Here is a 24787-nt window from a genome sequence, read left to right as displayed (position 1 = left end):
CCTTTATTGCAAATTATTTACATCAATGCTAAACTATTTTCGAAAGGAGGTGATATCTAATGGAATACAAGAAATCTAGAAGTAAACCGCTCATACTATTCTTTGTTTTAATGTTGCTAACTCTGGCTTTCACTGTACCAGCATCAGCGGAGAAGGTAGAACCAAGAAACTTTTATGACACATCTCCTAAATATGTTGAGATAGTAAAAATCTATCATTTTTCAAGCGGTGGTGGTAGTAGTTTTTTCCCTTCACAAACCTACTTCCATATCACTTATTTTCCAGCAGGTCGGTTTATGGGCACTCTTCAACTTAGCAACCCATTTTACACTATTACTAGTAGTGATGGTTCGGGCTATCACGAGGTTACTTACAAGGGATATGTATTCTTCAACCCTTAAAATTTTTTGGCATTCTCAGCAACTCTGAGAATGCTTTTTCTTTGAATAATTTATAACTCGAAGCACTATTCCATTTCACTGGCAGTAGTTTCACCAACGTAAATCCTTTCTTAGTTATTAAAACAATCATTTAAATAATAGTTGTGAACATCATTAACTAAATCACCTTTGGCATCAATCAATAGATGATCGTATTGCGAATCATAATAAGGTTAAACCTTATACACTATTCCATTATCATATCTTATTTTGTCAAAATTATTGATTATTATAATGATCACCTCTATATTTATTAAAGCTCCCTATTTTTCTTCTAACAGTAAAGTTATTTTCATCAAGCAGCCTAGTTAGATCTTCACTTTTTTACAACTCCGTTATATGTATTGTTAATATCAGTTATAAGTAAACTTAACGCATCTTTCGCTTTTCCTTTAGGAATCTCAGGCTCAGATATAAGCCAGTATTTTGTTATTCCGTTGGGTGATTCTTGTTTATTAATTATGTAGCCTTGTTGATACAATTCCTGAAGTCTTGCATTGTACCTTAAGGCAATATTTGAAAGTCTAGCATTGGTGACTCCGTTATCTCCAGATGACCTCAATACTTCTAGGATCTTCTTAGTTTGACTTTCTGTACGTAACTTTGTATCAAGATCCAATTCCTCTTCACCTCCTTTCTCACTTGTATTTTAGATGATTAACTATTAAAATAGGAATCATTCTAGATTTGGAGGTAGTTTCCAATGCAAGTGGCTGATATTTTTATTAAAGTCGGATCAATAGTAGGCGCAACATCATTAATATTAGCTTTAACGTATTTATTCAGATTTATAGGATTAATAAAATCTGATACAATAGAAAACATTTTGATTACAGAGCAACAAAGGATAATCATTTTAGTTTCAAAAACTGCAACATACAGTTTAATATTTCCCATTCCGATATATTTAATAGCTTATATCACTAGTCAAGATTTAAAATTTGCAATCATAACCTACATAGGAACTTCTTTATTCTTGTTTTTAATTTCTTTACTACCAAAAAGTCCAACATCGTTTAAAAACTCTACAATATCATATGTAATTGATGGTGGTACTAAGCTTTATATCCATAGGATGACTGCTGCTGGTGATATCATACTTAGTGCTGACAAGACACTCTATTCTACTAGCCCAGTATTCATCCAAGAAAAAGCTTTTATATATGGTATGGAGATAAAGTTTGAAAATTTATAATAAAGTTATTAATCCAAAGGCTGAATTTCAAACCCATATTTCTTACGTCTAAATTCAGCCTTTTCATAAAATTGCTTTTCAACGAATTCCTTCTTCTCTTTTACTTTCTCAGATCTAACTAAGTTTTCATCATATAGTATACCTTCAGAATCTTCTCTGTAGTCCCATACACCACTAAGATATTCGTTCCCATCACCGTCAAATTTAATCTCCAGTGCCAAACCTAATGGATGAAAAAACTGACGATTAGCTTCCATAAAATAACCCTTTTCTCTGAATTCTTTGATATCTAAATATTTCACTTTTGACATTTAACATCTCCCTCATAAAAGTTCTCTTTCATGCCCTATTTACTACAGCAAGAGTTTGTTGACATGAAGATTGATTTGATGAAAATGTTCAGTAGCTACATTTGAATCGTTTTCGTTTTTGACATAGTTGTCATAAGCTGCTTTGATTCTCAATGCTTGCTCTCTGATTCTACTGTTTTCACTTCTAAGTTGTTCGACTTCAGTTGGAGTAAGAAGCCACGACCAATACTTTTTATAGTCTGCTGTTATGTCCCATCTACCATTATTTCTCTTTGAGATCAGAAATTCTTCATTTCCAGTATCAATAAATTCTAAAATTTTTGCACCGATCTCTTTCTTATCATCTACATATATTTGAATACTCACTTTTATAGTATCCCTCCTTTAAAATCCGTCTTTCATTCAGTAATATTCTCTACACTCAAGCGCACTTATATCATCTTGGTATGTAGTACACCGATCATTTTCAATTTCCTTTATTCCTGCTTTGATCATTTTCAGACTAACACCTTGATCATACAATTTACACAGCGTTCCCATTGCTCCACTATCATCTAGAAATTCTTCAACATCATTATGCTCATTGATATGTAGCTGCCACTCATTACGTTTTAGCATATCCCCCCCTTGAAGCCTGTATTTTATAGTATAAAATCCCCTATTTTATTTATAAATTAATATCTCAATAATAACTACTATTAGAGAGATATACTTTCAAACTATTCTTCTAGCAAATCATCGTTCCAATCTTCAACTGATACCCAGACATCTTTCACCTTTAATTTATTATAAATAATAGTTATTTTAATTTTACCTTCTCGTGATTGACCGACTTCCATATACCTAAGTCCATCCGATATCGATTTTATGCTTTCACTCTTATAGAGCATAAGTAATCTCTTTTCATTTTCATCACTTGAAAGTCTTGATTTGCCATGTGTAGCTTCACCAACAAGAACAGAATCAACTGGCAGATATGTTTGAGCAATGGCTACTGCCTCATCTTTGCTTAAGCCTTCTTTGAAATTACTTCTATTATCTACATCATTATCTATCCTCACTTCAAATACTTTGCCTTTCCTATTAGGATGAAATGTAAATGCATAGTTTTCATAGTTATAGACATCAGAAGATTTTTTATACTCCTCTCCAAAATGTTTTAAATAATCTGCTTTGAGATCACCAAGTTTGGGTGGCTCATTTCCTACACGTTCATACAAACTAAAGTCAGTCGCTATTACTTCTTTAACTTCTTTAATCCCTTCTACTGGAACAATTGCTTTTGGAGGCTCCTCACTAGTAGGAATTGATGTTTCTTCTTTTGACGATAAAGGTTGTTGAACAGTCTCATCTGAAACATTTCTTCCTAAAGCTGTGCCAATGATAACTAAAAGTGCTATTGCGCCATAAACTATTTTCTTATTCAATGTTATTGCTCCCCCAAAAATCATATTCTATATAATCTCTAGAATTATAAACTATTTTGGATATTGGGGAAATACGGAAATAGATTTTAGAGATATTGATTATAATTAGAGCCCATTAAATCTTCATTTTATTTCCCATATTTCTCTTTAACATATTCCTTTTTCAGTTTTGCCGAAGTTAATCCTAACTTTTTCAATGCAAAGCTTAATAAATCACCAGTATCGACTTTTGTACCATTGCACCAATCACATTCTTTGAGCGAATCACCGTACCAACTATACCGCTCATATTCTTCATCAATCTCTCCATATTTCTTAGAGAATTTGTCATAGCATTTACCACAATACATATCCTCACAGTTTGAACAGTGTCCGTAATGTCCAGCATCGTGAAATGTTTCATCACAATTTTTACAAGAATACCAATCAACACCCATTTTCAACTAGCTCCATTCTTAATTAATTCTTGACTATTCAATTTCTTGTTTGATTATTCATATTTAGAGTTAGTTCAGTGCAGTAATCATCGTCTGTTTTACTCTCATCCACTTTAGTGATTGTTGCTCCCTTAAGATTTGGTACTCCGCAATACAAATCTTTCCCGCCAAATACAGTTCTTGCGATTAGTACATTCACATAGTTCATCTCCTTGTTTCACCTAATCAAATTTCCATTTTATTCACTTCAGTTCTTCTCCATTCCATCTTTCCGCTTTTACTGTTTGACCATCTCCTAAACCATCGGATGCTTCACAAGAAGGACACACGATTAGATCTTCTGGATATCCTTTTGTGTAAAATTCAAAACCACAAGTACAAGTCCATTGTTCAAGCAAAAATTGCCTCATATTTCACCCCCTTTCCTATTGAATTTCCAGTTTCATTCACTTTTAAATCCCTTCAATGTCACAGTTATATCTTCGAGTAATATTCCATTGTTCGACAATTTCCACGTATTATATTTGTTTACATATTTATACATATATGATAAAATCCAATTGCATCATAAATCCCAAGTCAAAGGAGTGTTGTATTTGAAGAAATTCTCTAAAATTGTTTTTGGACTAGTAATCGCTTTAATGTTAACAAGTTCAAGTGCGTTTGCTTCCGAGAGCATTCAAAACACACATCAATCTATTGCCTCATTGTTCACTTACGAAATTAAAATAACTACAGGTGACTACCCATTTGCAGGAACTGATGCCAATATTTCTATAAGATTAAATGGGTCAAATGGATCAACCTCATTTTATCTATTAGATAAACCGAATTACAATGACTTCGAACGAAATGATACTGATTCTTATTACATTAATACCACTTTATTTCTAGGTACTATTAATAGCATTAGTATTATTCATGATGGAACCAGTGGCGGAGTAATTGATGACTCAGCATGGAATCTTGCCGCTATTACAGTATATCTGAATAATAACTCTATTAAATCATTCTTCCCAGGTCGTTGGATAGGGTCAAATGGAAATTTCACGCAAACAACTGTTAGTTAATTCATAGTTTTTTTACGATAAACAAATTTTCATTATAATGAAATCGCACCAAAAAATTTGACTTAGGGAGTGTTGGAATGTGAGAAAATTATCAAAAATCTTTGCTGGGTTAGCTATTGCTTTTGCTATGACTGGAACAACTGCCTTCGCCTCAGAGAGTATTCAGAACTCGAATCAATTGGCTACTACAACTTATTATTATAGTGTTACCATTAAAACAGCAGATGTTCAATATGCGGGCACGGATGCCAATATATCTATTAAGTTAACTGGTGTAAATGGTTCAAGCACTGAACAATTGTTAGACAAGTCTAGCTACAATGATTTTGAAAGAAATGCACTTGATACTTATACAGTCACCACAAATGCAGATCTTGGACTAATTACAGGCGTTACTATTTATCATGATGGAAGTTACGGTGGAGTTTTGGATAATTCTGATTGGAAACTTGCATCAATAAAAATCACGCTCAATAATACCCTTGTTGGATTATTCACTCCTAATGTGTGGATCGGCTCCAATTTCGTAAACACAATACAATATATATCTTAGTCCGCAGAGCGAGATATTTAACTATCCTAAAATTACTTTTAGGATAGTTTTCTTTTAGTTAAGATTAAATTTTATAGAGTAATGAAAGACAAATTTCATTTCCATTTCCCATAATCTTTTCGTAGTACTATTGCCTTAATTCAAGGCTTTATCGGCAATAGATTTGAGATTATGTACGTCTTGGGATGTAATCATTAATTTTGCTCAATGCTTTACTGTATTTTTCAACTTTCTCAAGTAATTCGTAATACTGACCATACTTCTGAATAAATAAGTTACATTCTCCAACCGTAAAAGCTCCAACAGGATCTTTTGATACCCATTGTCTGCTTGCTTCTTACATGATGTATCCGAATTGATGTTGGTTGTTTAATATAAATCTTTGAACTTCATCCAATTCATCTATTCCCCTTCAATTTCGCAATATGGTTCAACAGCACTTAAAATCCTGATTTCATCTACCGTACCTCATCACAAAACTCATTTATAGTATCTTCATAAGACTGCTCCAACAATTCCATTAAACTCTCATACAGCCATTCTGCTTCTTCTTTTGTTTTTGGGTGTGCCATTATAAAAAATTTATCCATGGCACACCCCAAGTCCAGACGATTGATTACAATCTTTCCTTTGTCATTTCTGCTGATCATCTAAACAAGTTTCTCCATTCCACGCCATAATTTATAATCGTCTTCAACTAAACAAAAAAAATGAGAAGAATATTCTCACCGTATTTTCGATTTAATGCATCAACAATAAAGTTTCCGTAATACTCACGTACATTCTCTGCAACAAGTTTATCGGCAGCATGTTCTCTATCGTAATTATCTTTACATATAATTTTCATTTGATTTCTCCTCTTCGATGTTCATATCAATCCACTTTGCCCAATAATCCCAATCGTATCCTTCTTCTCTTGGTGTTCGAAGTTCCGTTCGATCATTATCAATCACAGTAACTACCTTTTTAATAACTATGTAGTCCTCAAAATCATTCTCACTCTCAACTATCTCAACATAAGATTCTTCAGCAAAAACACCCTCAGACATCTTACTATCTTTCCATAACTCATATTGGGTTTCTGCTTGTTCATATGTATCATATTCAAATGAAATGTCTATATCAGTATGGACTCTATATTTTTTCATTTCCAAGCTCCTTTCATAATGTATGAACGATTTCAGCGTCTCATTTCCTATCAGTAATCTTAAAGTAAAGCCACATGCATGCAAAGCACAGAGCAATCAATGGCATTGCACAAACGTAATGATACCAAGTTACATAATTCTTTGGGTTTATAGGATTAAAATTCCCACTACACAAAACGATTGCGTCCAATGCGATTCCAAATTCAAGTACATTTTCAATTAATTATTGTCACAATATGATACTATTAGCTAAACAACACAAAAGACTGGAGCGATTTCTTTGTTGAAAAATAGAGTCTTGTATTCATTAGCTCAAATACAGTTCGATACTCTCAAAGCGTATTCTGAGGAAATGGAACATACAATTAATTCAAAAAAAATTGATTATATTAATTACTTAACTGAAGAATCCAAGGACATAGAAGTTTAAGACCTTGATCAATATTGGGAACACCACTCAGACAGCTTAAAAGAGCTATCTGTAGACTACCCAAACTTACTACGGTCATCTTTATTGATTTCATGTATAACCAACCTAGAAAAGACTTTCACGAATATCCATACTGATATTAGGTCAGAGTCAATTAAAGATTTGTTAAGTCTTAAGAATGGGAATCTCACTGGCAATACAATTGAAAAAGTTGTGTCCGCTATAAACCGTCATATTTCACTTGATAATCTTCTAAATTGTACCGAATGGAGTAACCTACAAAGGTACATCCAAATGAGAAATCGTGTTGTGCATGATATTGGCGTTGTACATCCAGTAGATTACAAGGAGTTACACTACTTTATCAAAGAGCAGGAACTTACTGAAGATTGTGTAATTGCACTGAATCCAAGCCATGAGCTAATGTTCTTGGACAAATTTTCAGAAAAATAATTTCAGACTCAAGAGCGGTATTGAAGACATTCATAGATACAATTATTATATATTTTAAATCATACAAGCCTCTATAGAGGCTTGTATTTGTAGTTGATGATTCAATTTATTTTCTTTATATACTGCACAGTCTGTTGCCTTAATTTTTTCAATTCATCAATGACATTCTTGAAGTGTAGTTCAGTTTCATCAATCAGTTCACCACAACGCTCATACCACTCATTCATCTACTCTCTAGTTAACTCTGTGTCGTTTTGTATCATACTTGCGCCATACATCTCTAACTTGCTAAATGATCTCTTATGTATTTAGCTGCATCAAATTGAGTCATGGAGATTACTTTATTTTTTCCCACCCTCATCCTTGATTAAGCCTACTTTTGAAGCCATGAAGATCTCAGCTTTTCTTTGCGCTCTTTATAACGATCTGCCCATTTAACTATATACTCTTTTTTATTTTTCTTATCAGTACTATCGACTAGTTTAACTGTTTCAATTTTAGCACCCATCATTTCAACATAAACTGAAGCATTATGATTTACCTTTACAGAGAAATTCAAACGTCTCTAATCATTTCCGTTCGTCTTTCCTTCGCTGAAAAATTTATCGGACTGTGTTCCACCAACAATCCCTCGCAAAACAAAATTTCCGTATGTAGGCTGCAAATTACTCATTATTAATATCTACTCCCTCATTTTTTATTATTTAATGTATAATTCGTTTTTATGAGTTGAGGTGTAGAAAGGTGGATCTCGACCATTATCTATGGTACATCACATCCTCTCAATGTTTCGTTTCTAAGTCATCACTCAGTTTCGTGTGGGGCATGATCCCACAACCTACCGCTTATGAGACGGTTGCTGCTAACCAATTGAGCTAAGAATCCAAAATAGGCGATTTTTAAAACCGTTGAAAACATTTACATTTTTCGATGTGAATTTACGATGAAATGTATGTTTTATTAGCTTTTGATGATCAGGCTGCTTTATAGATTGTTGCCTTCGAATTTGTTAATTTAACACTTATTAGTTTTTTATATGACCATCTATCTTTTATCTCCTAGCCACTTTCATCAATAACAATTCTACTCAATGCCTACCCACCTCACTTCGATGTGAACAATTTAACATTTAGTCAGTTTAAAAGTCGATATATTTTTTTATATTTAATTTATTACTTAATCGAATATGTTAGAAATCTAGCTAAGACGATTTTTATCTCATATAATTATTGAGTTATTTGAAGAGTTAAATACACTACCCAGCTATTGAAACACTTACTTTATAGGGCTTCTCAAATTAAACAGAGAAGCCTTTAATACTAAGTCTAAATATTTCTTTCTTTCCATTCCAGATAATTAATAGTAGCTTCTTTGATATTGTCTATATTTCCATTAAAAAAATATGAAATTTTCAATCTCGCTCACACTGAAAATATTTGTTTTAAGTATTGAGTAAGTATTTGATGACTTCTCAATTCTACAAATAACAACTATCCATTCAAAAAAATCTGCAACATTAATCTCCCAACTTTCTAATAAATGATCACTGTTTTTCATTAAGTATACCTCCGTATTAATATATAGTGTGCGTTACTTCTATCTCTATAATAATGGAAGTTGAACATTATTTAAATCAATAAATCCCAAAAATATTATGTATTTACACAACACACACTATGTGTAGTCATGTCGAATTATAGCGAATTCTATATAGAAACTAGTATTACTGTGTCGAAAATGATATTTTATGTTATAATTGAAAAAGACCGCAATATTACGGTATTATTCTGACCCAAAAACTATAATACCATGATTAGATATTAATTCTTTATTGAACCGTATATCTTTCTCTTTTCCAATTACATCTTTTACAATATTCTTAATAGCAATACCTGAAATAGGAATAGAGTGTTCCCTTGAGAAGTAAATTCTATGAAGATCAGAATCATAGTACTGGATTAGGTTCATGTTAACTAACACTCCTGTATCAAGCCTCATAAAGTTAAAATGACTTTCTAAATGCCTCCATAGTTCATCAGTTGTAACTGCATACAGATATTCTCTTCCATCTGTCATATGAATAGAGGCAGTTTGCTTTTTAGGCTGGAAGATATAAAGTATCATTTCTATAGAGACAATTTCCACCTTGTTTACACCAAGTGGAATAACAACGAACTGACTGTCTTCCAATTTTGATATTACAATCTTTCCTATTTCAGCATACTGATGCTGCATTAACACCTTTTCTTTTAAACTTTGTTTCATTTTTTGAAAAAAACATCATTTTATAATCACCTCATAATTGAATTTTAAAGTATGTAAAAATTTATATTTCATGAACGCACTAATAATATTATTAGTGCGTTCTCTGATGTATAAACTATTTCTTCGGATCGTAGAACCATAGAAATTTTAGAGGAACAACAGTCGATAGTAAAAGTGTTACTTTAAAGATACTTGCTGCAATGAGATTCTTAGTCAGATTTATTCACCTCCTTCACTCTCTTATATTCGTAATTATCCCTCTTATAAGAAAGACTGACCAGAACTACGGTTGCTATTAACATTAGCGTAAAAAACATAATAAGCAGATATAGCGAGTTAACGAATAAGTTGCTTGCAAAAAATAAAAAACCAATTGCCATAAGTAAAACCACAGAAATTATTGTGAATTTTCTGTGATTGCCATTCCTGAAGGTAAAAGCAAAACCACTTCTAGTATGATTTATATAGAGGGAAACGCAGACTATAATGACGGCAGTAAGAGTTTGTATGTAATATGTTTTTGATGTGAATGAATCTTGAAGATTTGTTCCATCAATAAAACCAGTCTTCATAAACAAGAAAATTATTAATGTCTGTAAAAAACCACATATTATAAATCCAATTGTGGTAATAACAAATGTATACAATTTGTTTTGTTTAATAGACAAATGTATCATCAACCACATCACTAATACTGTCAAAATTGGCGTGGGAATCACACTATAAACTTTTGTGATAATTAGAACGTAAGTCATAAGAGTAACAATGAGTGAAGAGAAGATTATTTCTTTAATATAGTATCTAGGGTATTGATTGAAAATCGAAAAAATAAATAGAAATATTGCTAAATACTCCAAAGAACTGAAGAACATATATCCCGAAAAATCTATAAGCTTGTTTAGCATTCTGCTCTACCGCCTTCGAGTGTTAATTAAATCGAATCCTAGAACAAACCACATCGTAAGGAATATTTCATTGAGATAGTATGAAAATATGCATAAAACTACTGATACACATTTCTTGAATAAATAGTTCTGTTGATTTTCATATAGATAGAAAGGCGCAGCCTTTAAATTAAACCCTAGTGCTATAATCAGTATAATAGTCGGGAAATATGAAACTATGTATGATAAAGGAACTACTCCAAGTATAACTGACGCTGTAACAATATAACAGATGTCAACACTAAAATGATGACCTCCGTTACACCATCTAATTATAAAAAAACGAAACAAGAGAGTATCCAACCTCTGCCCATATATTAAAAGCCCATGACGTTAAAATGAAAGTAATTATTAAACTCAACCAAAGAAAAATGAGTTTCATCTTATTTTGTATTGATACTAAATCATTTTTTTCATTCATTGCTCTCGTTCTTGTTTCTTCATCTAAATTACTCCAAATCCATTCACCACTAAGTAAAGCCAATTTCTTTAGAAACATTATCCAACCCTCTTTCGATACGATAAATATACCACGAGGAACAAAGTATAGTAAATATATTTATATTTTATCTTTAAAAAGAAAAACTACCCTAAATAATTAGGATAGTTTATAAGTTTCTTTCATAGTTGCAATGTTCAAGAAGTCATTTTTCAAACGATAAATTGAACTGCCTGACTCACCGAACTGGATCGCAATTTCTATGATGTCTTCATCAGTCAAATTGCCCTCATTAGCTAAATACCGATCTTTAGCCATTATTAACATACCAGAACGACTTAAGTTAATTGGAGTGAAGTTAGGTTCATTCAGCTCATCAGCTATCTTCCCTAGTCTTCTATGAATGATGCTCTTTTCAGCTTCGTACTTATGAACTGTTCTCGTATTAGCATTTCTCAATAAAAATTCATTGTCTATGAGTTGAGCCATAGGAGATTTTATATCAGGACTAGCATTGCCATTCATCTTGCTGTATTCAGTTTCACTTAATGCTTGTTGACATAACTTCATACACTTATCACTTACTGTAATTGTTCTCTTCGATCCGTTGTCATCTTCAAGATGCAGCTGATTATTTAAAGCATCTATAGACTTTCTGTTTAGGTTGAGTATTTCACTGTTCCCTGACCCTCTTACGCCAGATCTCAGCAATTCAATTATAATTGCATCCTGTGCATTCTCCCTGCTATCAATTATCTTGTCTAGTTCTTTATCAGTCCAGAAACGCTTTAGGATGTCGCTTGCAAATTGCTGTTTCCACTCTGTATCTACTAGATCCAAAGGGTTCAAACCTCTTTTATAGTCATTGTCAATACACCATTCAATGTATTTTGATACATACGCAATGTTACCAACGCTCGAAGCTTTTGTTGCTGGACGAAATAGATAGAACAAATTATATAGCTCATCTCGGTTAAATTCCGCAAGATCCTTACCCAATTGCTCTTCTAGTGGTTGAGAAACCTTAAAAATTCTCAAGTTAATATCTCTCGTACCTTTCTTTTTTGTATCCAAGTATTCTAATTTACGATTTTCGTCGTATAGTTTGTCTTCATGAACCGTATTAGACATTTTCCATGACTCCTCACGTAAATTTATTCAAATGAACTATTCAAAGCTTCTTTAAAGTATTTTCTGATCAACTCTTTACTTTGATTAGAGTTGCGATTTCCTTGTTCGATCATGATCTTATCAAGATCATTTCCAGTACCTTTTGCAAAATCAATCTTCTCAATTGAATCTGAAATCAGACTAACTGGGAAATCTAAAGATCCATTGTATTTATCAAAAATGAACTTAGCCAATACAATAAAACCTACATGCATATTGTGGTGATTAAACCAACTTGCTGCTCTTCTTTTCTTCATATCAGTTTTAAAATCTTCAGGGTATGAAGAAATTAACACACCATAGAATTTTTTCAAGAAGTCAGTAATCTGGTACTGTTCCTTAGTGTTTTCTGGGTTAAATGTTGCATTGACTGATTCGGCAAGGATTGAGTAATTAGTAATCATATTCAATGCTTTACTAACAGTAGTCTTATCTGTCTCTACTCTATCTCTCAACTCAGTAATTTGAATCAAATCTTTAACAACTAGACCGCCGTATGAGTCATCTGTATTGAACTTCACTAGGTTCTTATCGAACCTGTTAACATGATTGATAATGCCTAATTCAAATCTTGCATCGTTTAAACGACGATTTCTAATAGAAACATCAAATGAACCTTCAAGATCTGGATTAATTTCTAATGCTGCAATAGTACCCATTAATCTATGCATACCATCAATTAAATCTACTTCAGTACCTTCGCCTATCGTTAAATCTCCATCTTCATATTCGTAATTATCATTGCCATCAGCTAACATATTAAAAATAAGTTGCGTCCTTACAAACTTACCTTCTAGTAAAAGTCTAGTAATGTTTTTAACACTTTTATTAATAACAGTTGGCGTTTTCTTTATATTACCTTTTGCCATCAGTTTTTTCTTAGCTGGACGCTGCGTGTCTGGATTATACTTCAATATTCCGCTATTCCATAGTTTAGCCAGCTCTTTGAAGCTAATTATTGTATTGAATTCAGTGTCAGATGCTCTAAGCACACCTTCAATCGTATAAGGCAATTCAATTGTCTCGTTCTTGTGTTTATACTTTAAAGCTTTATTAATGTCTTTGCTTGAATAAAACAAACTAGGCTTTACTCTTTCATCTTTTGTTACTTCATGAATTGCATTGATTATTGCGATTACTTCATCTTGTGAAAAGTACTGGAGTTTTTCGATATTGTTTAATAGTATGTCAAAGGTTCCTAGAGTAATTTTATGATTAGATGCTAAGTATTCATCAATCTCTCTTTGTTGTTCTTTGCTCTTACTTATTTCAGCAAATACTTCAGCCAAGACTTCGTAAAGATCCATCTCTTTTTCTGTTAAAGCATCACTCATCATAACAACTCCTAATTATATATTTATTTACACTTATGTCCCGATAAAGCAAAAACATTCCCACTAAATAGTTTATCATATAATCAAAAAAATATACATACTGCACTCGAAATAATCGTGTGAAATATGTATATCTGGTAAGGACATCTTGAGAAAACTGTAGTTTCATGTCGATAAAAGATGAATTTCAAGACCTAATTTTATAGTGACTTTTGATATTTCAATGCCAGCTTCTTATAAACGAGATCTATTCTTGGGGCTGACTGAATAATATTTAATGCCTCTGTTACATATTCCGATGATTCAAACAGCTTTCCACTGAACTCAACCCTCATTTTAGCACCTGCATAGTCATACTTATATAATAAAATGTCTATTTTCTGATTGTTATTTAAATTGCTTTTGTATACACTAAAGTCCTCAATAAATGCGCTCTTTCCAATCGTTTCAAGATATCCCTTTACGTTAATTTATAGCACCTCCACTAAGATTATGAAGTTATAGTAACATAAAATAAAGTAATAGTATCGCAATATTTTATCTGTTTATGATATATTGCAATGCTAAACACTAATCACAATTGTTTTATGTTCTACCGTTATGTTAGCCGTTATGATAAGATTGTAATAGGAAATCTGAATTTCAAACATAGGATTGAGGTACTAATCTATGGACATTGTTTTTGATTCCATGTATGAAATATTGTTGTTTGATAAATTAATAGAAGCCGATGTCTCTTTTGAAGCTCAAAAGACAATTACTACTCGATTAAATGAAAATTACAGATTTGACTTTGTTATCTATGGGAAGTTCGCAAGAATTATAGTTGAATGTGATGGTGAAGATCATACTTTTGACCATATCAAAGCAAATGATGCAGTGAGAGATTTATGGTCAATTCAAAACGGCTATCATGACGTTTTAAGATTTACAAACTTTCAAATTTTTAAATCTGCCGAATGTTGCGTTAAGGAAATACGAGATCGCATCACTGAATTAGATAACTTGCTCCAATGCAGTAACACATATCACGAAACTAACAAATTTCAATTTGAAATAAAAAATAAGAATGAAATGCCTTATCGAGATTTTCCAACAAATCTTGCTTCTTCTCTATCTAATGTTGCTTTAAGCGGCCAAGAGTCTAGCACTAACAAACTTCCTAATGAACATCTTTCCTTAAGCGATGAGTTAATGTTAGCAAAATTGAGAGAACTTTCAATCTCAGATAAAAAAACGATTTGGCAAATCATAAAATCTAGCAATGCAAATGGATTCATTATAATAAATGAGTCATTAATCAATATTGATTCGGATTTATTCAAAATAAGATCTATAAAAAAGATGATCCACAATAGAAATATGTGCTCTATTCTTGTTTTGCCAAACAATAATAAACTTTTGCAGTATCTAAAATCTAAGATCAGATAGGATATTTTTCTATTGGCTATCCTATCTGATAATATTACTCACGAGTTTCAAATTGACTTAATTCAATGCTTGAATGTGTTTTTACAATCTCAGTCCAAAAATTGGATTTGAGATGTTGATTAATCTCAAACAAACAAAACGCTGTTTCCTCATCAAAATTGTAAACAACTGATTTGACTTCTGGATCTAACTCTCCCGCATCAGTTTCCCATAACCATGTACTATTACCTTGTTTGAACTTCATTCCAATTGACGGAAGAAATGGTAGATCAACATATCTTGTATACGCATTAACTGTTTCATTAAATTGGTTAAGCACCTTTACAACTAAACAAACTTTCATATTCGATCTCTCCTTCAAAATCGTCATTTCATTCCTTGTTACTCATATTATGTTGAATGAATTTATTCAAATTCTCAATAGAATCATTGATTCTAGCAACTTCTTTTGTTAGATCGTGAATTGTCTTATCTGTTATTTGTAAGTTCCCTTTGTACATATTGGCGTCAATGATATAGGAAGATAAGTATTTTTCACCTACGATATCTGAATAGGATACATTGACCTTATACATCGGGTATTCGTCATCAGTATTTTTTAGATTGACTAATGATCCGACCATTGTTTTGATTGATTGATCAGGTGCAAGAAAGGCTATTCCTTTAAGCAAGGAAAATCGATCCAAATATTTGACATTAACAATTTCATTTACAGCCTCGATTGTTGCTTTTATATTTATCGCAGCACTCCTTCCAGTATTCTTAACTCTCAGATCGAGTACATTAAATATTGTCATATCAAAATAAACAATAACATTTGGGCTATTGTTCTCTTTTCTAATAATCTCATTTTGTTCAACAACTCTTTTATTTGCTCTTTGAATCAGTACTGTGAAAATCACATAAACAAACGTAAGTAGTATCATTCCAAATGCATTAATCATCGCAATTAGTGCTGCATTATCAGCCGCCCATTGATTCATCGTATTATCCCCCATTAATTCATCATTTCACCGTTGTATCAATTTCACCTTATCTAGTTCTGAAAATAGCTTTCCTTCACTCTCATTTAAAATTAGACATTGATAAAAACCCCCATTACTTTTATATTGATCTATCTTTTTCTTAATGGCTTTACTTTTAACCTCAAATGCAACGGTACAAGTCACAATATTGGGGTGTTCAAGCACTACTTCTTCATGTCTCCCGAAATCCTGATCAATATTGTAGTAATTTGATTTTACTTCTACAGACAAGATAGGATTTCTCAAATTATTGTAAACCACTAAATCAGGCTGTCGATTAACTCCTACAACTTTTCTCTCGATTGTTAAATTATCTCGTTCAATAGTATTTTTATTTAAGTGGTAAAAGGCTCTAAAGAACAAGAACTCAGTCAAGCCCTTAATATTGCTAGTACTACCACCTAATAATTCAATAGCTGAGCTAAAATCGAAATAGAGCTTTGCAAATTCTTTGCAACTTATTTTTCTTACGTTCTCTTTTAAATAATCGTCAATATCGCTGACATATCTAAATCCCAAGGACACAATAAACCTCCTGAAAAATTCATCTTTTCAACTAAATTTTGTCTTTAATCAATTAATAACTACTTTGTAATTCGTCAAAAAAACAATCAGAAATTTTTCTTCTGCTGCTCACTTTATATTCATCATACAAGGTGTGATGTTCTTCAACTAAAACTTTGTCTTCAAAATCAAATTGATCTGCTGTAATGTCAATCTTATACCCATTGTATTCAAGCCACACATGAGTTGTTTGTTTATTTCCCTCGACGAATACACCACAAACATAGTCACAATTAATATCGAATCCATCCAATAAAATCTTACCAAGTATCATACTTGAATCTGCACAAGCACCATCAGGGAAAGAATGATGAAACTGGCACTCTTCAGGAAAGCACGAAGAGTCAGTACTCTCAATAACTTCTCTCACCTTAACCGCAATTAGTCTCATCTGCTCTTTGATGACCAACACCCCTTGAAACCATTAATTTATGTGAGCTTTCACAAATGCTTTAAAGGTTTGTACATTTAAATGTTTATAGGCGCATAAGCGATGTAATCCATCTCTGACTTCATAGCCATTGCTATATCTATTTCCTAAGATGATAGGAGGTAGTTCTGTGGCACTCTCGATTGCATCTACCAACTTCTCTGTATAGCTTAATTCTTTACCGCTTAGTCGATTTATATTGAATTCACGGAGTAAGAAATGCCAGTCTTGCATATCGTGATTAAACGCAAATTGAGGGTGCGGTATTGCTTTATAAAAGTTTTTAATTTCCTCGAAAGTATATATCTTATTATTCATACAGTAACCTCTCAAATTGTCTCATTCATCAGTTAATTAATCCAGTCAATGATTTTGCTCATAAAAATGGTGTGATTCTCTTACATATGTTTTCACACTTTTGTTAACAAATCGCCTTTTATTAGTAGAATAACTTTTGCAAATCTTGAAACAATAATCATCATAAAAATGCCGTTATTTCATCCCCATGTAATTATCTACAATATGTTTATAAAGGCTATTCACATCTGCATCATTAGGCAATTGATTAATCAATTCAACAACATCTTGCTTCCTAGCCCAATTGCTAATGTATTTAAACTCTATTAGTGCATTGGGGTACTTCTCGCTCCAAAGTTCTAAATATGAGAATGGATGAATATCATCCATGTCAAAATAAAATGTCCCCTCGAATTTATGTATACAGGTATTATCAGTGAAAACAATAAAGTCGTCATATATATAACTAACAGTTTTCCCCTTATAGTCTTCGGTGAGTATGGGAACTCCATGTTTCTTTAGAAAATCAGGAAAAACAACACTATAAAATTCTTCTTCAGATATATTCATCATTTCTGTGCACTCCTTTGAAATGGATCTTTTATAGCTACTTCATGATAAAGTCTAAACTGACCAATTCTTCTTTTTCGATAAACTTTCTATACAATTTTGAATTGAATGGTGCTGCGTCTTCATTTAGAGCCACTAGCGGCTCATCAAACCTGATCATATATTTGCCATACTCACCAGTAGAGTAAAGTTCAACCTCGGTATTATTAGGAATGTAATAATGCTTGGTGAAACTTGCTCCATCTGTAGCAAAAGTAGTATCGAAGCTATTTATATCAATATTCACTCGATATCTTCCCATGTGTATGTGTCCAGAAAACACAGGAACTTCCCTCATTTTTATATTCACTCCCAATAAATCTGACATTTCATCTCCACTCCAAATATCAAAATGAAAATTTACCGTAAATAGCCGCCAGCTCTTAATTCGTCAATAAAGCTATTTAATTTTTCTCCACCATACATTATAGGTTCGAATGCATCTTTGGAATTAGTTACGGTAAGCCATTCTTTCATAACATCAACCATAAGTGTTTGATCGTTATTCTCTCTGCGTATAGTTCAACTCAAAAGCAAGCTTAACTTGTGACATACCTGATCTTATCCTGCAAGCTTTTAGAACCATGCATGTTAATGTGTTTAAATCTTCTGTCATATAATCATTCCTCACCTATATATAGCTTCTGAAATTGACCATACATCTTAATTATTAAAAGTGAACACTCATTTGCTATTATTTATTAGAAGCTGTATTGAATAACGGCTTATGCTTCTGAATCAATTCTATCTCCTTTAGGGAAATTGTAGCATTATTATCATCTTGTAAGTCTAAAAATGATAAGTAATAATTACTCTTAATAAAATCAACACTTTGATCGCCAGCAGCTAATTGGTACATTCGAGCTACTTTCTTACGAAATGTACTTTTATCAATTAATACCTTACTGTTTATAAGCAAAGGATTGATTAAGGTTTGATAACTATCAAACTTACTAAATTTACTTTCTCTTGCTTCCAAGTATTTGGGATTAAGATGTTGTCTTATTATTCGACCTCTAAGACCATTTTTATTTGTTGCTTTTCCGATATACACAATCTCTAATGTATCTTTAGATGTCCATGCATATATACCTTTTGAAAATGGAATAACATCATCAGCCATGACTAATGGATCAAGTTGATTTTCAAACAAATAACTCACCGCTATCTTATAGAATGAAAGTCAGTTTTCATTGGCAAACTTCTTAATTTCTTAATTGATCAAAAGGAAAATTCCGCTTTAACTTCTTTTATATAATAATCCTCAACAAGTTTTGAGAATTCTTCGACATGAGGCTTTAGTCCATATTTAGAAGTAAAGTAATCACGAATTTTATTTACGTATTCCTCTTGTTCTTCTGGATCGCCACTCCAGACTCGCATATCCCCTAATCTCTCATGAACTTCATTCATAACTTCGTCCATTTCTGCTGAGGTCACGTCATCAACAACTACATACTCCATCCAAGATTCTATATCACTACGTGAGTGTGGAGTTAAATAGTCATCTGCACCCTCGATATAATTACTCAAGTCGCTCATCACCATACTGACTAGAAACATGACTGAAGCTTTTATAAATCCATAAACACCCCTCCTAAATTTCATTCAAATCATCCAAATCAACTTTCCCGCTTCTGCCAGTATCATTAAATTTAACTCTAGCTTTTTGCGAGGACCTGCCCTGAACTATCTCAAATCCTAGTATGAGACACTCTCGTCCTCTATGCTTAAGTTTGTTTTTATTAATTGGATCTACCATATAAGTCGAACCAATCTTAATCACGACTTTTCTAAGATTCAAGCCATCTTTAGTTAAATTATATTTAATAGTTGATTCATCTTGTTGCTTCAAATCAATCATAAACATAGCAGCGTCTCCTTATTGTGTGGTATTTTTTTATCAATATTGTCACGATTCTTCAATAATGTTCATTGAAACTGCATGTTCCTTAGTAATTTCAAATATGTATCTGTAATCATCCGTGAAATTTTCCTAAATTTTTACCATGATTGTGTATGTTTTATCAGATCTCATCCAATGTTCCAAGGCAAGAAATGAAGCAAGTTCTTCTGCATCTTCTAAAGATATATAGTGTCCAATCTTCTTATAGGCTGTTCGAACTTTATCGTAGATGAAAAATCTGTCTAAATCCCAATCCTCAATTTCATCTGTCTTCATTTAATTTTCCCCCATTGAAATTCAGGTTTTATTAACTGAAAGTATAGTAGACCATATCTTTTCTTTTTCGGCTACATTAAATAACAGAGATTCCTCTTCATTGGGCAAATATAAGCATACGTAAGAACTACCCACATCAATTTTCACATCATCTTTTACCATGCGGTATGCAACAAAAGATACTTCACCTGTTGTTACCCGTATTACATCAACACCAGCTTCAGAGTAATGAAACCCTTGAGTTTCTAGAAAATCCATTAATTTTTCCATATAAACACCCCTTTCCTTAAACAAATTATAGTCAAATATTTATCCTTACTCCAAACATCAAGTCTATTCTCATGTATATCAATTTCTTTTATTTGAACAATATCGCCATTTTCCCAAAGCATATTGCCTTGATTAATTCTTGACACATTAGTTATTTTGATAAATTCATTTGTAGCAAAGTCTTTAATGATCAATTCATATTACTCCTCTTATTTTGGTTTATTTTTCGTAGAATCGACTTTATTTGATCCTGTATTAAATTTAGATGTCTTATATTGATGGCTGCTGATGTTAAACCCCCCTATAAATCTGAACTTACTATTCAGTCTACCAGCAAGACCACATGCGGGACATGCCAGTTCTGATTCTGGCAGTTTCTTCGCTTCGATTCTGATATGTCCATATGTACACGTATATTTCAATTTCTTAAGGTCAGGGTTTTTATTTCTTGCATCCTTTTCCTTCTTGATATAATTCTCTTTCCATTTAGATGACTTTTTTCGCAATATACTACCTCCTTCACAGCGACAGCTCTTTGCTTATTTAATCTCCGTACACTTTTTCACCAGTCTCTTTATTTCTCATATATTCTCTCCAACCACAATTACCGTCAGAGCATCTATAAAGTAATTTCTTCTTCATCGCTAACTCTCCACATTTGGGGCAATATACTTTTCTTGTTTCAGAATCATAAATTGGTGCGTTGTTAATATCGTCAATCGAATTTTTATCAAAGTTCATTGGAAATCCTCCCTTTGAAACAACTCTTTTATGGTCTATTCGTGCTCACCATAGACTTGATAATTTGGCATGGTATCGAGTATGTTTGTCCATCTTAAGCCTGATACTTCTGGCATTAACTGCTTAAACAATCCCCAGTTAAGTATATGAACATTAAATAGATCTTGATGTGGAACTGTTTGAAGACTCATAGAATTAAACGCTGGTTTGTGTGCATAAATTAGCAGTCTTTCAGCGAGATCTATTTCTTGCATCCAAATTTCATTTGATGGTGTATTGCTGCCAGCGAGTCTTCCAACATAGAATTTTATATCCCCGTAGTTATTAGTGTTATCCCACTTCTCTTGAAGTAATCTTTTCCCGAATGTTTGACTCCCTGTCTTTCCAATATACAAAAGAACATCATTTCCATAAACAGGATGAGTCCCGTATACTTGATAGATTCCTTTTTCTGTTTTACTGTCCATAAGTTCCGTTAATTGATCTAAAGAGTAAGGACCATCCCAATCAATATGTATTACTAATTGCTGTGAAATGTTCAAAGGGTTCCTCCTCATGAATCTAGTATTTCATATCCTTTTATTATATAGCTTGCCTATGAAGTCATTTTGTATTTTCTTTTGCAAATCTTCTAGTTTTTCAAAAACACTTAGATTTAAATGGATAATTCGATTTTCGATCTCCGATATGCTAAACACACTAATATCCTCATGTACAGCTATAGGAGTATCAATATCAGTTGTACACTTGTTTTTTAGTTTCCTTAGATTATCTGAAATACTAAAGCCTTCATTTAAAATTGACTCCATATTTTTATCATATTTGATCATAATAATTTTTCTTTGGTTATAAACTTTTTGTAATTCCAAGGTTGCATCTTCAACAATTTCCATACTTTCAGCAACATGCACTAAAAATCTATTTAGCGCTAGTTCATCTTCAATATTCATACTTATATCCTTTTGATTAAAATAGTGTCCCATTTTTCTGTTTAAAGAAGTGATTGCCGCAATCATTTCATCAGATGCTTTAAGATTTAAATCTCTCCTAAACTTCTCTTCATCATTACGCATACTCTTTCTTTGTGTCCGATTCACATTAATAATAACAAATATTAATGTGATGGCTGTGATTATTGGTGAAGCTATTTGAGCACATTTTTGCAATAAATCAACTTGAACCATTTTCTCCAACCTCTTTTATCACTCATATGAAACCAATCTTTCAACTATTTTTCTTGCAAGACAATTTGTCTATCTGGGACTTCATTGTCTTGCACTGTAAAAGCGAACGAATAAAATTCAGTTAAATTCAGTGAAAATTTTTCAAGAACTTCAATCTCGGAAGGATCAAAGTTTCCATAAATAAAGATATTCCCTTTTCCAGAAGTCACATCAGAATTTAATACATTAGCCATCAACTTATTAAGATCAGACTCAAGTTCAAATAAATCGCCATAGCTTTTTTCCGACCTAGAGTATATCAAGCACCCGTCGATCATCATTAAGTTCTGAGGTCTTTCTTTTCCATAGATAATCATCAAAGGTTTGTACGCATCATTGTATAGCATCTTAAAGTACACGGATTTCCTTGCTTTCCCACGGATCAAAATCATACCTTCACTCCTTTTGAAATCTCCGTTTTATCCAATTATCCAAAATGTGTTATGAGTATTGTTAAAACTCACTTCTCCCAAATCATGATATTCCTTTAGAAAGATATTGAGCGTTGAGTAGAATTCATCACTGACATGAGGAGTGCAAGTATTATCATTAAATCTGTCAGGCGTAAACTTTACATAGCCACAAGATCCCTCGAATGCGACTCGCAGGATGCTATCTTCTTGCTCAAGTAGCTTATTAAAATCGTCAACAATTTCTTTAGTAAGCAGTTGTTGCATTTGTCTTACCTCCTATAAGTCAGAATAATGATTTCCATTTGATTAGAACTGACTAAATGCCTCTTGCAAATATAATGCGCCAAACTTTTGTTCACACATGTCCTTACTCACAGTGATAATTTTCTATCTGTGCAAAATAGATATCGACTATTAATCTTCTTCAAACTCATATACTTTTACAAAGTCTTCGTTCTCTGCTGCTTCATGATAGAAGAAAACGCGACACCCATTCTTTTGTTATCTTGTGGCGGAAATACACAGGGTATTTTAATCATATCAACATCTCTTCTCTTTGAGATGAAATCAGTTTTTTATCAGATTGTTGGATCTTTATAAGATGTAAAAGGTTTTACATTTTCAGCCAAATTCATTATCTCTTTGTGAATTTCAGCCGCATCTTCTACTCTCTTGAATTGCCCTGCCAACCATGCCTGTTGAATGAAATCTGGTGTGCTTTGATCACCAGTTAGAAGTTTTATTGTTGCACTATGTGTTTCTTTGAATAAGTTTTCTTTGTCATGAACATATTGATCTTTAAAAATTAATTCAAGCTTTTCATATAATCGCTTGAAATTCTCATCGCATTGATTTAGCAAGTAAAGTGCATGATTAAATTTCTTTTCAAGTTCATTGTAATCCCTAATTTCTGTGTTCATTCTAATAACATCCTCTCTTTATGAAATCCGTGTTTCATTTCTTCTCATTCTCTCGTAGGCACCCCTATATACAATCCCTCAGGTCTAACCTCTGGGTACAAACCTAGATCATTCCAACATTTAAGAACAGCATTACCCAACTCTTTAAACTCATGGACATCATTCCATTTAGGATATTTAATATACATGGCATCTAAAGATGGTCCCATTAACTTCCAACAACCAGAGAAATAATCGAATTTATCAACTATTTGACTCTCAAAAAAAGAAAGCACATTTGGACTCGAAGCATCAGCATTATTCCGCATCTCATGAAGAGTGCCGAGTAGAGTTCCACAAATCTTCAACATCAAAGAAGTTTTTTCTTCTACCTCTCTGAGTAAATAATTAATATTCTTATGACCTCTATATTTTTTAATGTCGGTTTCGATCTCTGTTTTTGTTCTCTCTAATAGCAGAATTAGATGATCATATGTTGTGGATATATTTTCAACGTTATTCGTAGAAAAAGAAAGTCGCTCCACACAATATTCGCTCCATATAATTTCTGCGTGCAGATTAAGTTTATGAGTCAATGAGTCAAATATATCACCACTTCTACCTTCTTCGCTAAATATCTGATCTGAATAAAAATTCTCATGTACATGTGCTAATTCGTGGTGCAGAATATGATAAGAAAATTTCCATTTATCAGTAAGTAATAGTTTAGCAATCTCATCTGTCATAAAAACAGATTGTTGGATTTCATTGTTGGAGTGATGAAGCATAACTTTTGCAATCGCTTTCTCATTTTCAGTATTAGTTGCACCTATTTCACGCAACCCATGCAACTTTTGATACTCTGATATATCACTAAAAAAATCACCCGTGATAACCAAATCTTTAAGAGAAACTAGATTTAAAGATTCACTGAAAAAGATCAAGCTTTCATCAAGTATTTTCATAAGACTTTCATGCATTTCAACATCTGAAAATAGCCCTGTAGACTTAATAATTATCCGAGTAATATTAATCTACCTCCATATGTATAAAATCAGACTTTAAATAAGCCTTTATACTGTGCAGT

The 24787-nt window shown here is 32.5% G+C and carries 41 protein-coding genes; 5 read left to right on the top strand and 36 right to left on the bottom strand.

From position 1 onward, the window contains the following. Positions 1–59 precede the first annotated feature (59 nt). Entirely contained in the window at positions 60–401 is a 342-nt protein-coding gene (locus AC50YO_RS10320) for a hypothetical protein (protein WP_494846743.1), read from the top strand. A gap of 355 nt (positions 402–756) precedes the next feature. On the opposite strand, the gene AC50YO_RS10315 is transcribed toward AC50YO_RS10320, so the two are convergent. Beyond that, a complete protein-coding gene (locus AC50YO_RS10315; RefSeq protein ID WP_494846742.1) occupies positions 757–1059 on the bottom strand; it encodes a hypothetical protein in 303 nt (100 codons plus the stop codon). Between the two features lie 84 nt (positions 1060–1143). On the opposite strand from AC50YO_RS10315, the gene AC50YO_RS10310 reads away from it, so the two are divergent. Then, complete coding sequence (locus AC50YO_RS10310; protein WP_494846741.1) at positions 1144–1635, top strand: hypothetical protein; 492 nt, start codon at positions 1144–1146, stop codon at positions 1633–1635. Between the two features lie 8 nt (positions 1636–1643). Here AC50YO_RS10310 and AC50YO_RS10305 read toward each other — a convergent pair whose 3' ends face one another. The 7 genes from AC50YO_RS10305 to AC50YO_RS10275 form a co-directional block, all read right to left on the bottom strand. Continuing rightward, positions 1644–1946: a hypothetical protein gene (locus tag AC50YO_RS10305; protein ID WP_494846740.1), complete on the bottom strand. Its 303-nt coding sequence runs from the start codon at positions 1944–1946 to the stop codon at positions 1644–1646. Positions 1947–1988: 42 nt separating this feature from the next. Beyond that, positions 1989–2312, bottom strand: a complete 324-nt coding sequence (locus AC50YO_RS10300) for a hypothetical protein (protein WP_494846739.1) — start codon at positions 2310–2312, stop codon at positions 1989–1991. Positions 2313–2348: 36 nt separating this feature from the next. After that, positions 2349–2564: a hypothetical protein gene (locus AC50YO_RS10295; RefSeq protein ID WP_494846738.1), complete on the bottom strand. Its 216-nt coding sequence runs from the start codon at positions 2562–2564 to the stop codon at positions 2349–2351. A gap of 101 nt (positions 2565–2665) precedes the next feature. Continuing rightward, positions 2666–3373: a hypothetical protein gene (locus AC50YO_RS10290; protein ID WP_494846737.1), complete on the bottom strand. Its 708-nt coding sequence runs from the start codon at positions 3371–3373 to the stop codon at positions 2666–2668. A gap of 128 nt (positions 3374–3501) precedes the next feature. Further along, on the bottom strand, positions 3502–3810 hold the full coding sequence (locus AC50YO_RS10285) for a hypothetical protein (RefSeq protein ID WP_494846736.1): 309 nt from the start codon (positions 3808–3810) through the stop codon (positions 3502–3504). A gap of 37 nt (positions 3811–3847) precedes the next feature. Next, positions 3848–4009: a hypothetical protein gene (locus tag AC50YO_RS10280; protein WP_494846735.1), complete on the bottom strand. Its 162-nt coding sequence runs from the start codon at positions 4007–4009 to the stop codon at positions 3848–3850. Between the two features lie 43 nt (positions 4010–4052). Continuing rightward, on the bottom strand, positions 4053–4220 hold the full coding sequence (locus AC50YO_RS10275; protein WP_494846734.1) for a hypothetical protein: 168 nt from the start codon (positions 4218–4220) through the stop codon (positions 4053–4055). Between the two features lie 186 nt (positions 4221–4406). Between AC50YO_RS10275 and AC50YO_RS10270 the strand changes: the two genes are divergently transcribed. Together AC50YO_RS10270 and AC50YO_RS10265 are read left to right on the top strand one after the other, a co-directional pair. After that, the gene (locus AC50YO_RS10270; RefSeq protein ID WP_494846733.1) at positions 4407–4880 is read left to right on the top strand and encodes a PLAT/LH2 domain-containing protein; all 474 of its coding nucleotides are present in this window, start codon (positions 4407–4409) and stop codon (positions 4878–4880) included. Positions 4881–4959: 79 nt separating this feature from the next. Then, the gene (locus tag AC50YO_RS10265) at positions 4960–5433 is read left to right on the top strand and encodes a PLAT/LH2 domain-containing protein (protein ID WP_494846732.1); all 474 of its coding nucleotides are present in this window, start codon (positions 4960–4962) and stop codon (positions 5431–5433) included. Between the two features lie 458 nt (positions 5434–5891). On the opposite strand, the gene AC50YO_RS10260 is transcribed toward AC50YO_RS10265, so the two are convergent. The 7 genes from AC50YO_RS10260 to AC50YO_RS10230 form a co-directional block, all read right to left on the bottom strand. After that, positions 5892–6083: a hypothetical protein gene (locus tag AC50YO_RS10260; RefSeq protein ID WP_494846731.1), complete on the bottom strand. Its 192-nt coding sequence runs from the start codon at positions 6081–6083 to the stop codon at positions 5892–5894. 47 nt (positions 6084–6130) lie between these two features. Continuing rightward, positions 6131–6280, bottom strand: coding sequence for a hypothetical protein (locus tag AC50YO_RS10255; RefSeq protein WP_494846730.1), 150 nt, complete (start codon positions 6278–6280; stop codon positions 6131–6133). After that, entirely contained in the window at positions 6264–6581 is a 318-nt protein-coding gene (locus AC50YO_RS10250; protein WP_494846729.1) for a hypothetical protein, read from the bottom strand. The genes AC50YO_RS10255 and AC50YO_RS10250 overlap by 17 nt, the downstream gene beginning before the upstream one ends. 2665 nt (positions 6582–9246) lie before the next feature. Beyond that, the gene (locus AC50YO_RS10245; RefSeq protein ID WP_494846728.1) at positions 9247–9729 is read right to left on the bottom strand and encodes a LytTR family transcriptional regulator DNA-binding domain-containing protein; all 483 of its coding nucleotides are present in this window, start codon (positions 9727–9729) and stop codon (positions 9247–9249) included. Between the two features lie 1212 nt (positions 9730–10941). Continuing rightward, on the bottom strand, positions 10942–11172 hold the full coding sequence (locus AC50YO_RS10240; protein ID WP_494846727.1) for a hypothetical protein: 231 nt from the start codon (positions 11170–11172) through the stop codon (positions 10942–10944). Positions 11173–11271: 99 nt separating this feature from the next. Then, positions 11272–12243 carry a phage lytic cycle repressor MrpR family protein gene (locus AC50YO_RS10235; RefSeq protein WP_494846726.1) on the bottom strand — a complete coding sequence of 324 codons (972 nt, stop codon included), beginning with the start codon at positions 12241–12243 and terminating at the stop codon, positions 11272–11274. Between the two features lie 23 nt (positions 12244–12266). Next, positions 12267–13616 (bottom strand): DNA sulfur modification protein DndB, encoded by a 1350-nt coding sequence (locus AC50YO_RS10230; RefSeq protein ID WP_494846725.1) that lies wholly within the window; start codon positions 13614–13616, stop codon positions 12267–12269. A 669-nt stretch (positions 13617–14285) separates the two neighbouring features. Here AC50YO_RS10230 and AC50YO_RS10225 point away from each other — a divergent pair. Next, entirely contained in the window at positions 14286–15047 is a 762-nt protein-coding gene (locus AC50YO_RS10225) for an endonuclease domain-containing protein (protein WP_494846724.1), read from the top strand. A gap of 34 nt (positions 15048–15081) precedes the next feature. On the opposite strand, the gene AC50YO_RS10220 is transcribed toward AC50YO_RS10225, so the two are convergent. The 21 genes from AC50YO_RS10220 to AC50YO_RS10120 all read right to left on the bottom strand — a co-directional run bounded on the left by AC50YO_RS10220 (position 15082) and on the right by AC50YO_RS10120 (position 24665). Beyond that, on the bottom strand, positions 15082–15390 hold the full coding sequence (locus AC50YO_RS10220) for a hypothetical protein (protein WP_494846723.1): 309 nt from the start codon (positions 15388–15390) through the stop codon (positions 15082–15084). A gap of 28 nt (positions 15391–15418) precedes the next feature. Next, positions 15419–16030, bottom strand: a complete 612-nt coding sequence (locus tag AC50YO_RS10215; protein WP_494846722.1) for a DUF8453 domain-containing protein — start codon at positions 16028–16030, stop codon at positions 15419–15421. A 27-nt stretch (positions 16031–16057) separates the two neighbouring features. Next, positions 16058–16597, bottom strand: coding sequence for a hypothetical protein (locus tag AC50YO_RS10210; protein ID WP_494846721.1), 540 nt, complete (start codon positions 16595–16597; stop codon positions 16058–16060). 52 nt (positions 16598–16649) lie between these two features. Next, positions 16650–17027: a hypothetical protein gene (locus AC50YO_RS10205; protein WP_494846720.1), complete on the bottom strand. Its 378-nt coding sequence runs from the start codon at positions 17025–17027 to the stop codon at positions 16650–16652. 33 nt (positions 17028–17060) lie between these two features. Then, positions 17061–17384: a ParB N-terminal domain-containing protein gene (locus AC50YO_RS10200; RefSeq protein ID WP_494846719.1), complete on the bottom strand. Its 324-nt coding sequence runs from the start codon at positions 17382–17384 to the stop codon at positions 17061–17063. Between the two features lie 174 nt (positions 17385–17558). Beyond that, on the bottom strand, positions 17559–17936 hold the full coding sequence (locus tag AC50YO_RS10195) for a hypothetical protein (RefSeq protein WP_494846718.1): 378 nt from the start codon (positions 17934–17936) through the stop codon (positions 17559–17561). A gap of 34 nt (positions 17937–17970) precedes the next feature. After that, positions 17971–18300, bottom strand: coding sequence for a hypothetical protein (locus tag AC50YO_RS10190; protein WP_494846717.1), 330 nt, complete (start codon positions 18298–18300; stop codon positions 17971–17973). Positions 18301–18666: 366 nt separating this feature from the next. After that, positions 18667–19095 carry a GIY-YIG nuclease family protein gene (locus AC50YO_RS10185; RefSeq protein ID WP_494846716.1) on the bottom strand — a complete coding sequence of 143 codons (429 nt, stop codon included), beginning with the start codon at positions 19093–19095 and terminating at the stop codon, positions 18667–18669. 98 nt (positions 19096–19193) lie between these two features. Beyond that, complete coding sequence (locus tag AC50YO_RS10180; RefSeq protein ID WP_494846715.1) at positions 19194–19580, bottom strand: hypothetical protein; 387 nt, start codon at positions 19578–19580, stop codon at positions 19194–19196. Further along, positions 19570–19842 carry a hypothetical protein gene (locus tag AC50YO_RS10175; protein ID WP_494846714.1) on the bottom strand — a complete coding sequence of 91 codons (273 nt, stop codon included), beginning with the start codon at positions 19840–19842 and terminating at the stop codon, positions 19570–19572. Before AC50YO_RS10175 ends, AC50YO_RS10180 begins: the two co-directional genes overlap by 11 nt. A 126-nt stretch (positions 19843–19968) precedes the next feature. Next, a complete protein-coding gene (locus AC50YO_RS10170) occupies positions 19969–20154 on the bottom strand; it encodes a hypothetical protein (RefSeq protein ID WP_494846713.1) in 186 nt (61 codons plus the stop codon). A gap of 21 nt (positions 20155–20175) precedes the next feature. Beyond that, the gene (locus AC50YO_RS10165) at positions 20176–20424 is read right to left on the bottom strand and encodes a hypothetical protein (protein ID WP_494846712.1); all 249 of its coding nucleotides are present in this window, start codon (positions 20422–20424) and stop codon (positions 20176–20178) included. Beyond that, the gene (locus tag AC50YO_RS10160; protein WP_494846711.1) at positions 20412–20618 is read right to left on the bottom strand and encodes a hypothetical protein; all 207 of its coding nucleotides are present in this window, start codon (positions 20616–20618) and stop codon (positions 20412–20414) included. The genes AC50YO_RS10165 and AC50YO_RS10160 overlap by 13 nt, the downstream gene beginning before the upstream one ends. A 15-nt stretch (positions 20619–20633) precedes the next feature. Further along, the gene (locus AC50YO_RS10155; protein WP_494846710.1) at positions 20634–20930 is read right to left on the bottom strand and encodes a hypothetical protein; all 297 of its coding nucleotides are present in this window, start codon (positions 20928–20930) and stop codon (positions 20634–20636) included. 37 nt (positions 20931–20967) lie between these two features. Continuing rightward, entirely contained in the window at positions 20968–21165 is a 198-nt protein-coding gene (locus AC50YO_RS10150; RefSeq protein ID WP_494846709.1) for a hypothetical protein, read from the bottom strand. Between the two features lie 35 nt (positions 21166–21200). Further along, entirely contained in the window at positions 21201–21707 is a 507-nt protein-coding gene (locus tag AC50YO_RS10145) for a hypothetical protein (protein ID WP_494846708.1), read from the bottom strand. Positions 21708–21734: 27 nt separating this feature from the next. Then, complete coding sequence (locus AC50YO_RS10140; RefSeq protein WP_494846707.1) at positions 21735–22349, bottom strand: hypothetical protein; 615 nt, start codon at positions 22347–22349, stop codon at positions 21735–21737. Positions 22350–22393: 44 nt separating this feature from the next. Next, positions 22394–22780: a hypothetical protein gene (locus AC50YO_RS10135; protein WP_494846706.1), complete on the bottom strand. Its 387-nt coding sequence runs from the start codon at positions 22778–22780 to the stop codon at positions 22394–22396. Between the two features lie 27 nt (positions 22781–22807). Further along, the gene (locus AC50YO_RS10130) at positions 22808–23065 is read right to left on the bottom strand and encodes a hypothetical protein (protein ID WP_494846705.1); all 258 of its coding nucleotides are present in this window, start codon (positions 23063–23065) and stop codon (positions 22808–22810) included. A gap of 314 nt (positions 23066–23379) precedes the next feature. Continuing rightward, the gene (locus AC50YO_RS10125; RefSeq protein WP_494846704.1) at positions 23380–23721 is read right to left on the bottom strand and encodes a hypothetical protein; all 342 of its coding nucleotides are present in this window, start codon (positions 23719–23721) and stop codon (positions 23380–23382) included. A 44-nt stretch (positions 23722–23765) separates the two neighbouring features. Beyond that, positions 23766–24665, bottom strand: coding sequence for a hypothetical protein (locus AC50YO_RS10120; protein ID WP_494846703.1), 900 nt, complete (start codon positions 24663–24665; stop codon positions 23766–23768). Positions 24666–24787: the final 122 nt, after the last annotated feature.

This window comes from Paenibacillus sp. J22P59 (genome assembly GCF_059383895.1).
The sequence above is the reverse complement of the archived record's forward strand: the minus strand, read 5'-3'. Positions and strand labels throughout refer to the sequence as shown.

Coding starts and splice junctions, on each gene's coding strand:
- AC50YO_RS10320 (WP_494846743.1), top strand. CDS start 60: ATGGAATACAAGAAATCTAGAAGTAAACCGCTCATACTATTCTTTGTT.
- AC50YO_RS10310 (WP_494846741.1), top strand. CDS start 1,144: ATGCAAGTGGCTGATATTTTTATTAAAGTCGGATCAATAGTAGGCGCA.
- AC50YO_RS10305 (WP_494846740.1), bottom strand. CDS start 1,946: ATGTCAAAAGTGAAATATTTAGATATCAAAGAATTCAGAGAAAAGGGT.
- AC50YO_RS10295 (WP_494846738.1), bottom strand. CDS start 2,564: ATGCTAAAACGTAATGAGTGGCAGCTACATATCAATGAGCATAATGAT.
- AC50YO_RS10285 (WP_494846736.1), bottom strand. CDS start 3,810: ATGGGTGTTGATTGGTATTCTTGTAAAAATTGTGATGAAACATTTCAC.
- AC50YO_RS10275 (WP_494846734.1), bottom strand. CDS start 4,220: ATGAGGCAATTTTTGCTTGAACAATGGACTTGTACTTGTGGTTTTGAA.
- AC50YO_RS10260 (WP_494846731.1), bottom strand. CDS start 6,083: ATGATCAGCAGAAATGACAAAGGAAAGATTGTAATCAATCGTCTGGAC.
- AC50YO_RS10255 (WP_494846730.1), bottom strand. CDS start 6,280: ATGAAAATTATATGTAAAGATAATTACGATAGAGAACATGCTGCCGAT.
- AC50YO_RS10250 (WP_494846729.1), bottom strand. CDS start 6,581: ATGAAAAAATATAGAGTCCATACTGATATAGACATTTCATTTGAATAT.
- AC50YO_RS10245 (WP_494846728.1), bottom strand. CDS start 9,729: ATGAAACAAAGTTTAAAAGAAAAGGTGTTAATGCAGCATCAGTATGCT.
- AC50YO_RS10240 (WP_494846727.1), bottom strand. CDS start 11,172: ATGTTTCTAAAGAAATTGGCTTTACTTAGTGGTGAATGGATTTGGAGT.
- AC50YO_RS10235 (WP_494846726.1), bottom strand. CDS start 12,243: ATGTCTAATACGGTTCATGAAGACAAACTATACGACGAAAATCGTAAA.
- AC50YO_RS10230 (WP_494846725.1), bottom strand. CDS start 13,616: ATGAGTGATGCTTTAACAGAAAAAGAGATGGATCTTTACGAAGTCTTG.
- AC50YO_RS10225 (WP_494846724.1), top strand. CDS start 14,286: ATGGACATTGTTTTTGATTCCATGTATGAAATATTGTTGTTTGATAAA.
- AC50YO_RS10220 (WP_494846723.1), bottom strand. CDS start 15,390: ATGAAAGTTTGTTTAGTTGTAAAGGTGCTTAACCAATTTAATGAAACA.
- AC50YO_RS10215 (WP_494846722.1), bottom strand. CDS start 16,030: ATGAATCAATGGGCGGCTGATAATGCAGCACTAATTGCGATGATTAAT.
- AC50YO_RS10205 (WP_494846720.1), bottom strand. CDS start 17,027: ATGAGACTAATTGCGGTTAAGGTGAGAGAAGTTATTGAGAGTACTGAC.
- AC50YO_RS10200 (WP_494846719.1), bottom strand. CDS start 17,384: ATGAATAATAAGATATATACTTTCGAGGAAATTAAAAACTTTTATAAA.
- AC50YO_RS10195 (WP_494846718.1), bottom strand. CDS start 17,936: ATGATGAATATATCTGAAGAAGAATTTTATAGTGTTGTTTTTCCTGAT.
- AC50YO_RS10190 (WP_494846717.1), bottom strand. CDS start 18,300: ATGTCAGATTTATTGGGAGTGAATATAAAAATGAGGGAAGTTCCTGTG.
- AC50YO_RS10185 (WP_494846716.1), bottom strand. CDS start 19,095: ATGGCTGATGATGTTATTCCATTTTCAAAAGGTATATATGCATGGACA.
- AC50YO_RS10180 (WP_494846715.1), bottom strand. CDS start 19,580: ATGAAATTTAGGAGGGGTGTTTATGGATTTATAAAAGCTTCAGTCATG.
- AC50YO_RS10175 (WP_494846714.1), bottom strand. CDS start 19,842: ATGTTTATGATTGATTTGAAGCAACAAGATGAATCAACTATTAAATAT.
- AC50YO_RS10170 (WP_494846713.1), bottom strand. CDS start 20,154: ATGAAGACAGATGAAATTGAGGATTGGGATTTAGACAGATTTTTCATC.
- AC50YO_RS10165 (WP_494846712.1), bottom strand. CDS start 20,424: ATGGAAAAATTAATGGATTTTCTAGAAACTCAAGGGTTTCATTACTCT.
- AC50YO_RS10150 (WP_494846709.1), bottom strand. CDS start 21,165: ATGAACTTTGATAAAAATTCGATTGACGATATTAACAACGCACCAATT.
- AC50YO_RS10140 (WP_494846707.1), bottom strand. CDS start 22,349: ATGGTTCAAGTTGATTTATTGCAAAAATGTGCTCAAATAGCTTCACCA.
- AC50YO_RS10135 (WP_494846706.1), bottom strand. CDS start 22,780: ATGATTTTGATCCGTGGGAAAGCAAGGAAATCCGTGTACTTTAAGATG.
- AC50YO_RS10130 (WP_494846705.1), bottom strand. CDS start 23,065: ATGCAACAACTGCTTACTAAAGAAATTGTTGACGATTTTAATAAGCTA.
- AC50YO_RS10125 (WP_494846704.1), bottom strand. CDS start 23,721: ATGAACACAGAAATTAGGGATTACAATGAACTTGAAAAGAAATTTAAT.
- AC50YO_RS10120 (WP_494846703.1), bottom strand. CDS start 24,665: ATGAAAATACTTGATGAAAGCTTGATCTTTTTCAGTGAATCTTTAAAT.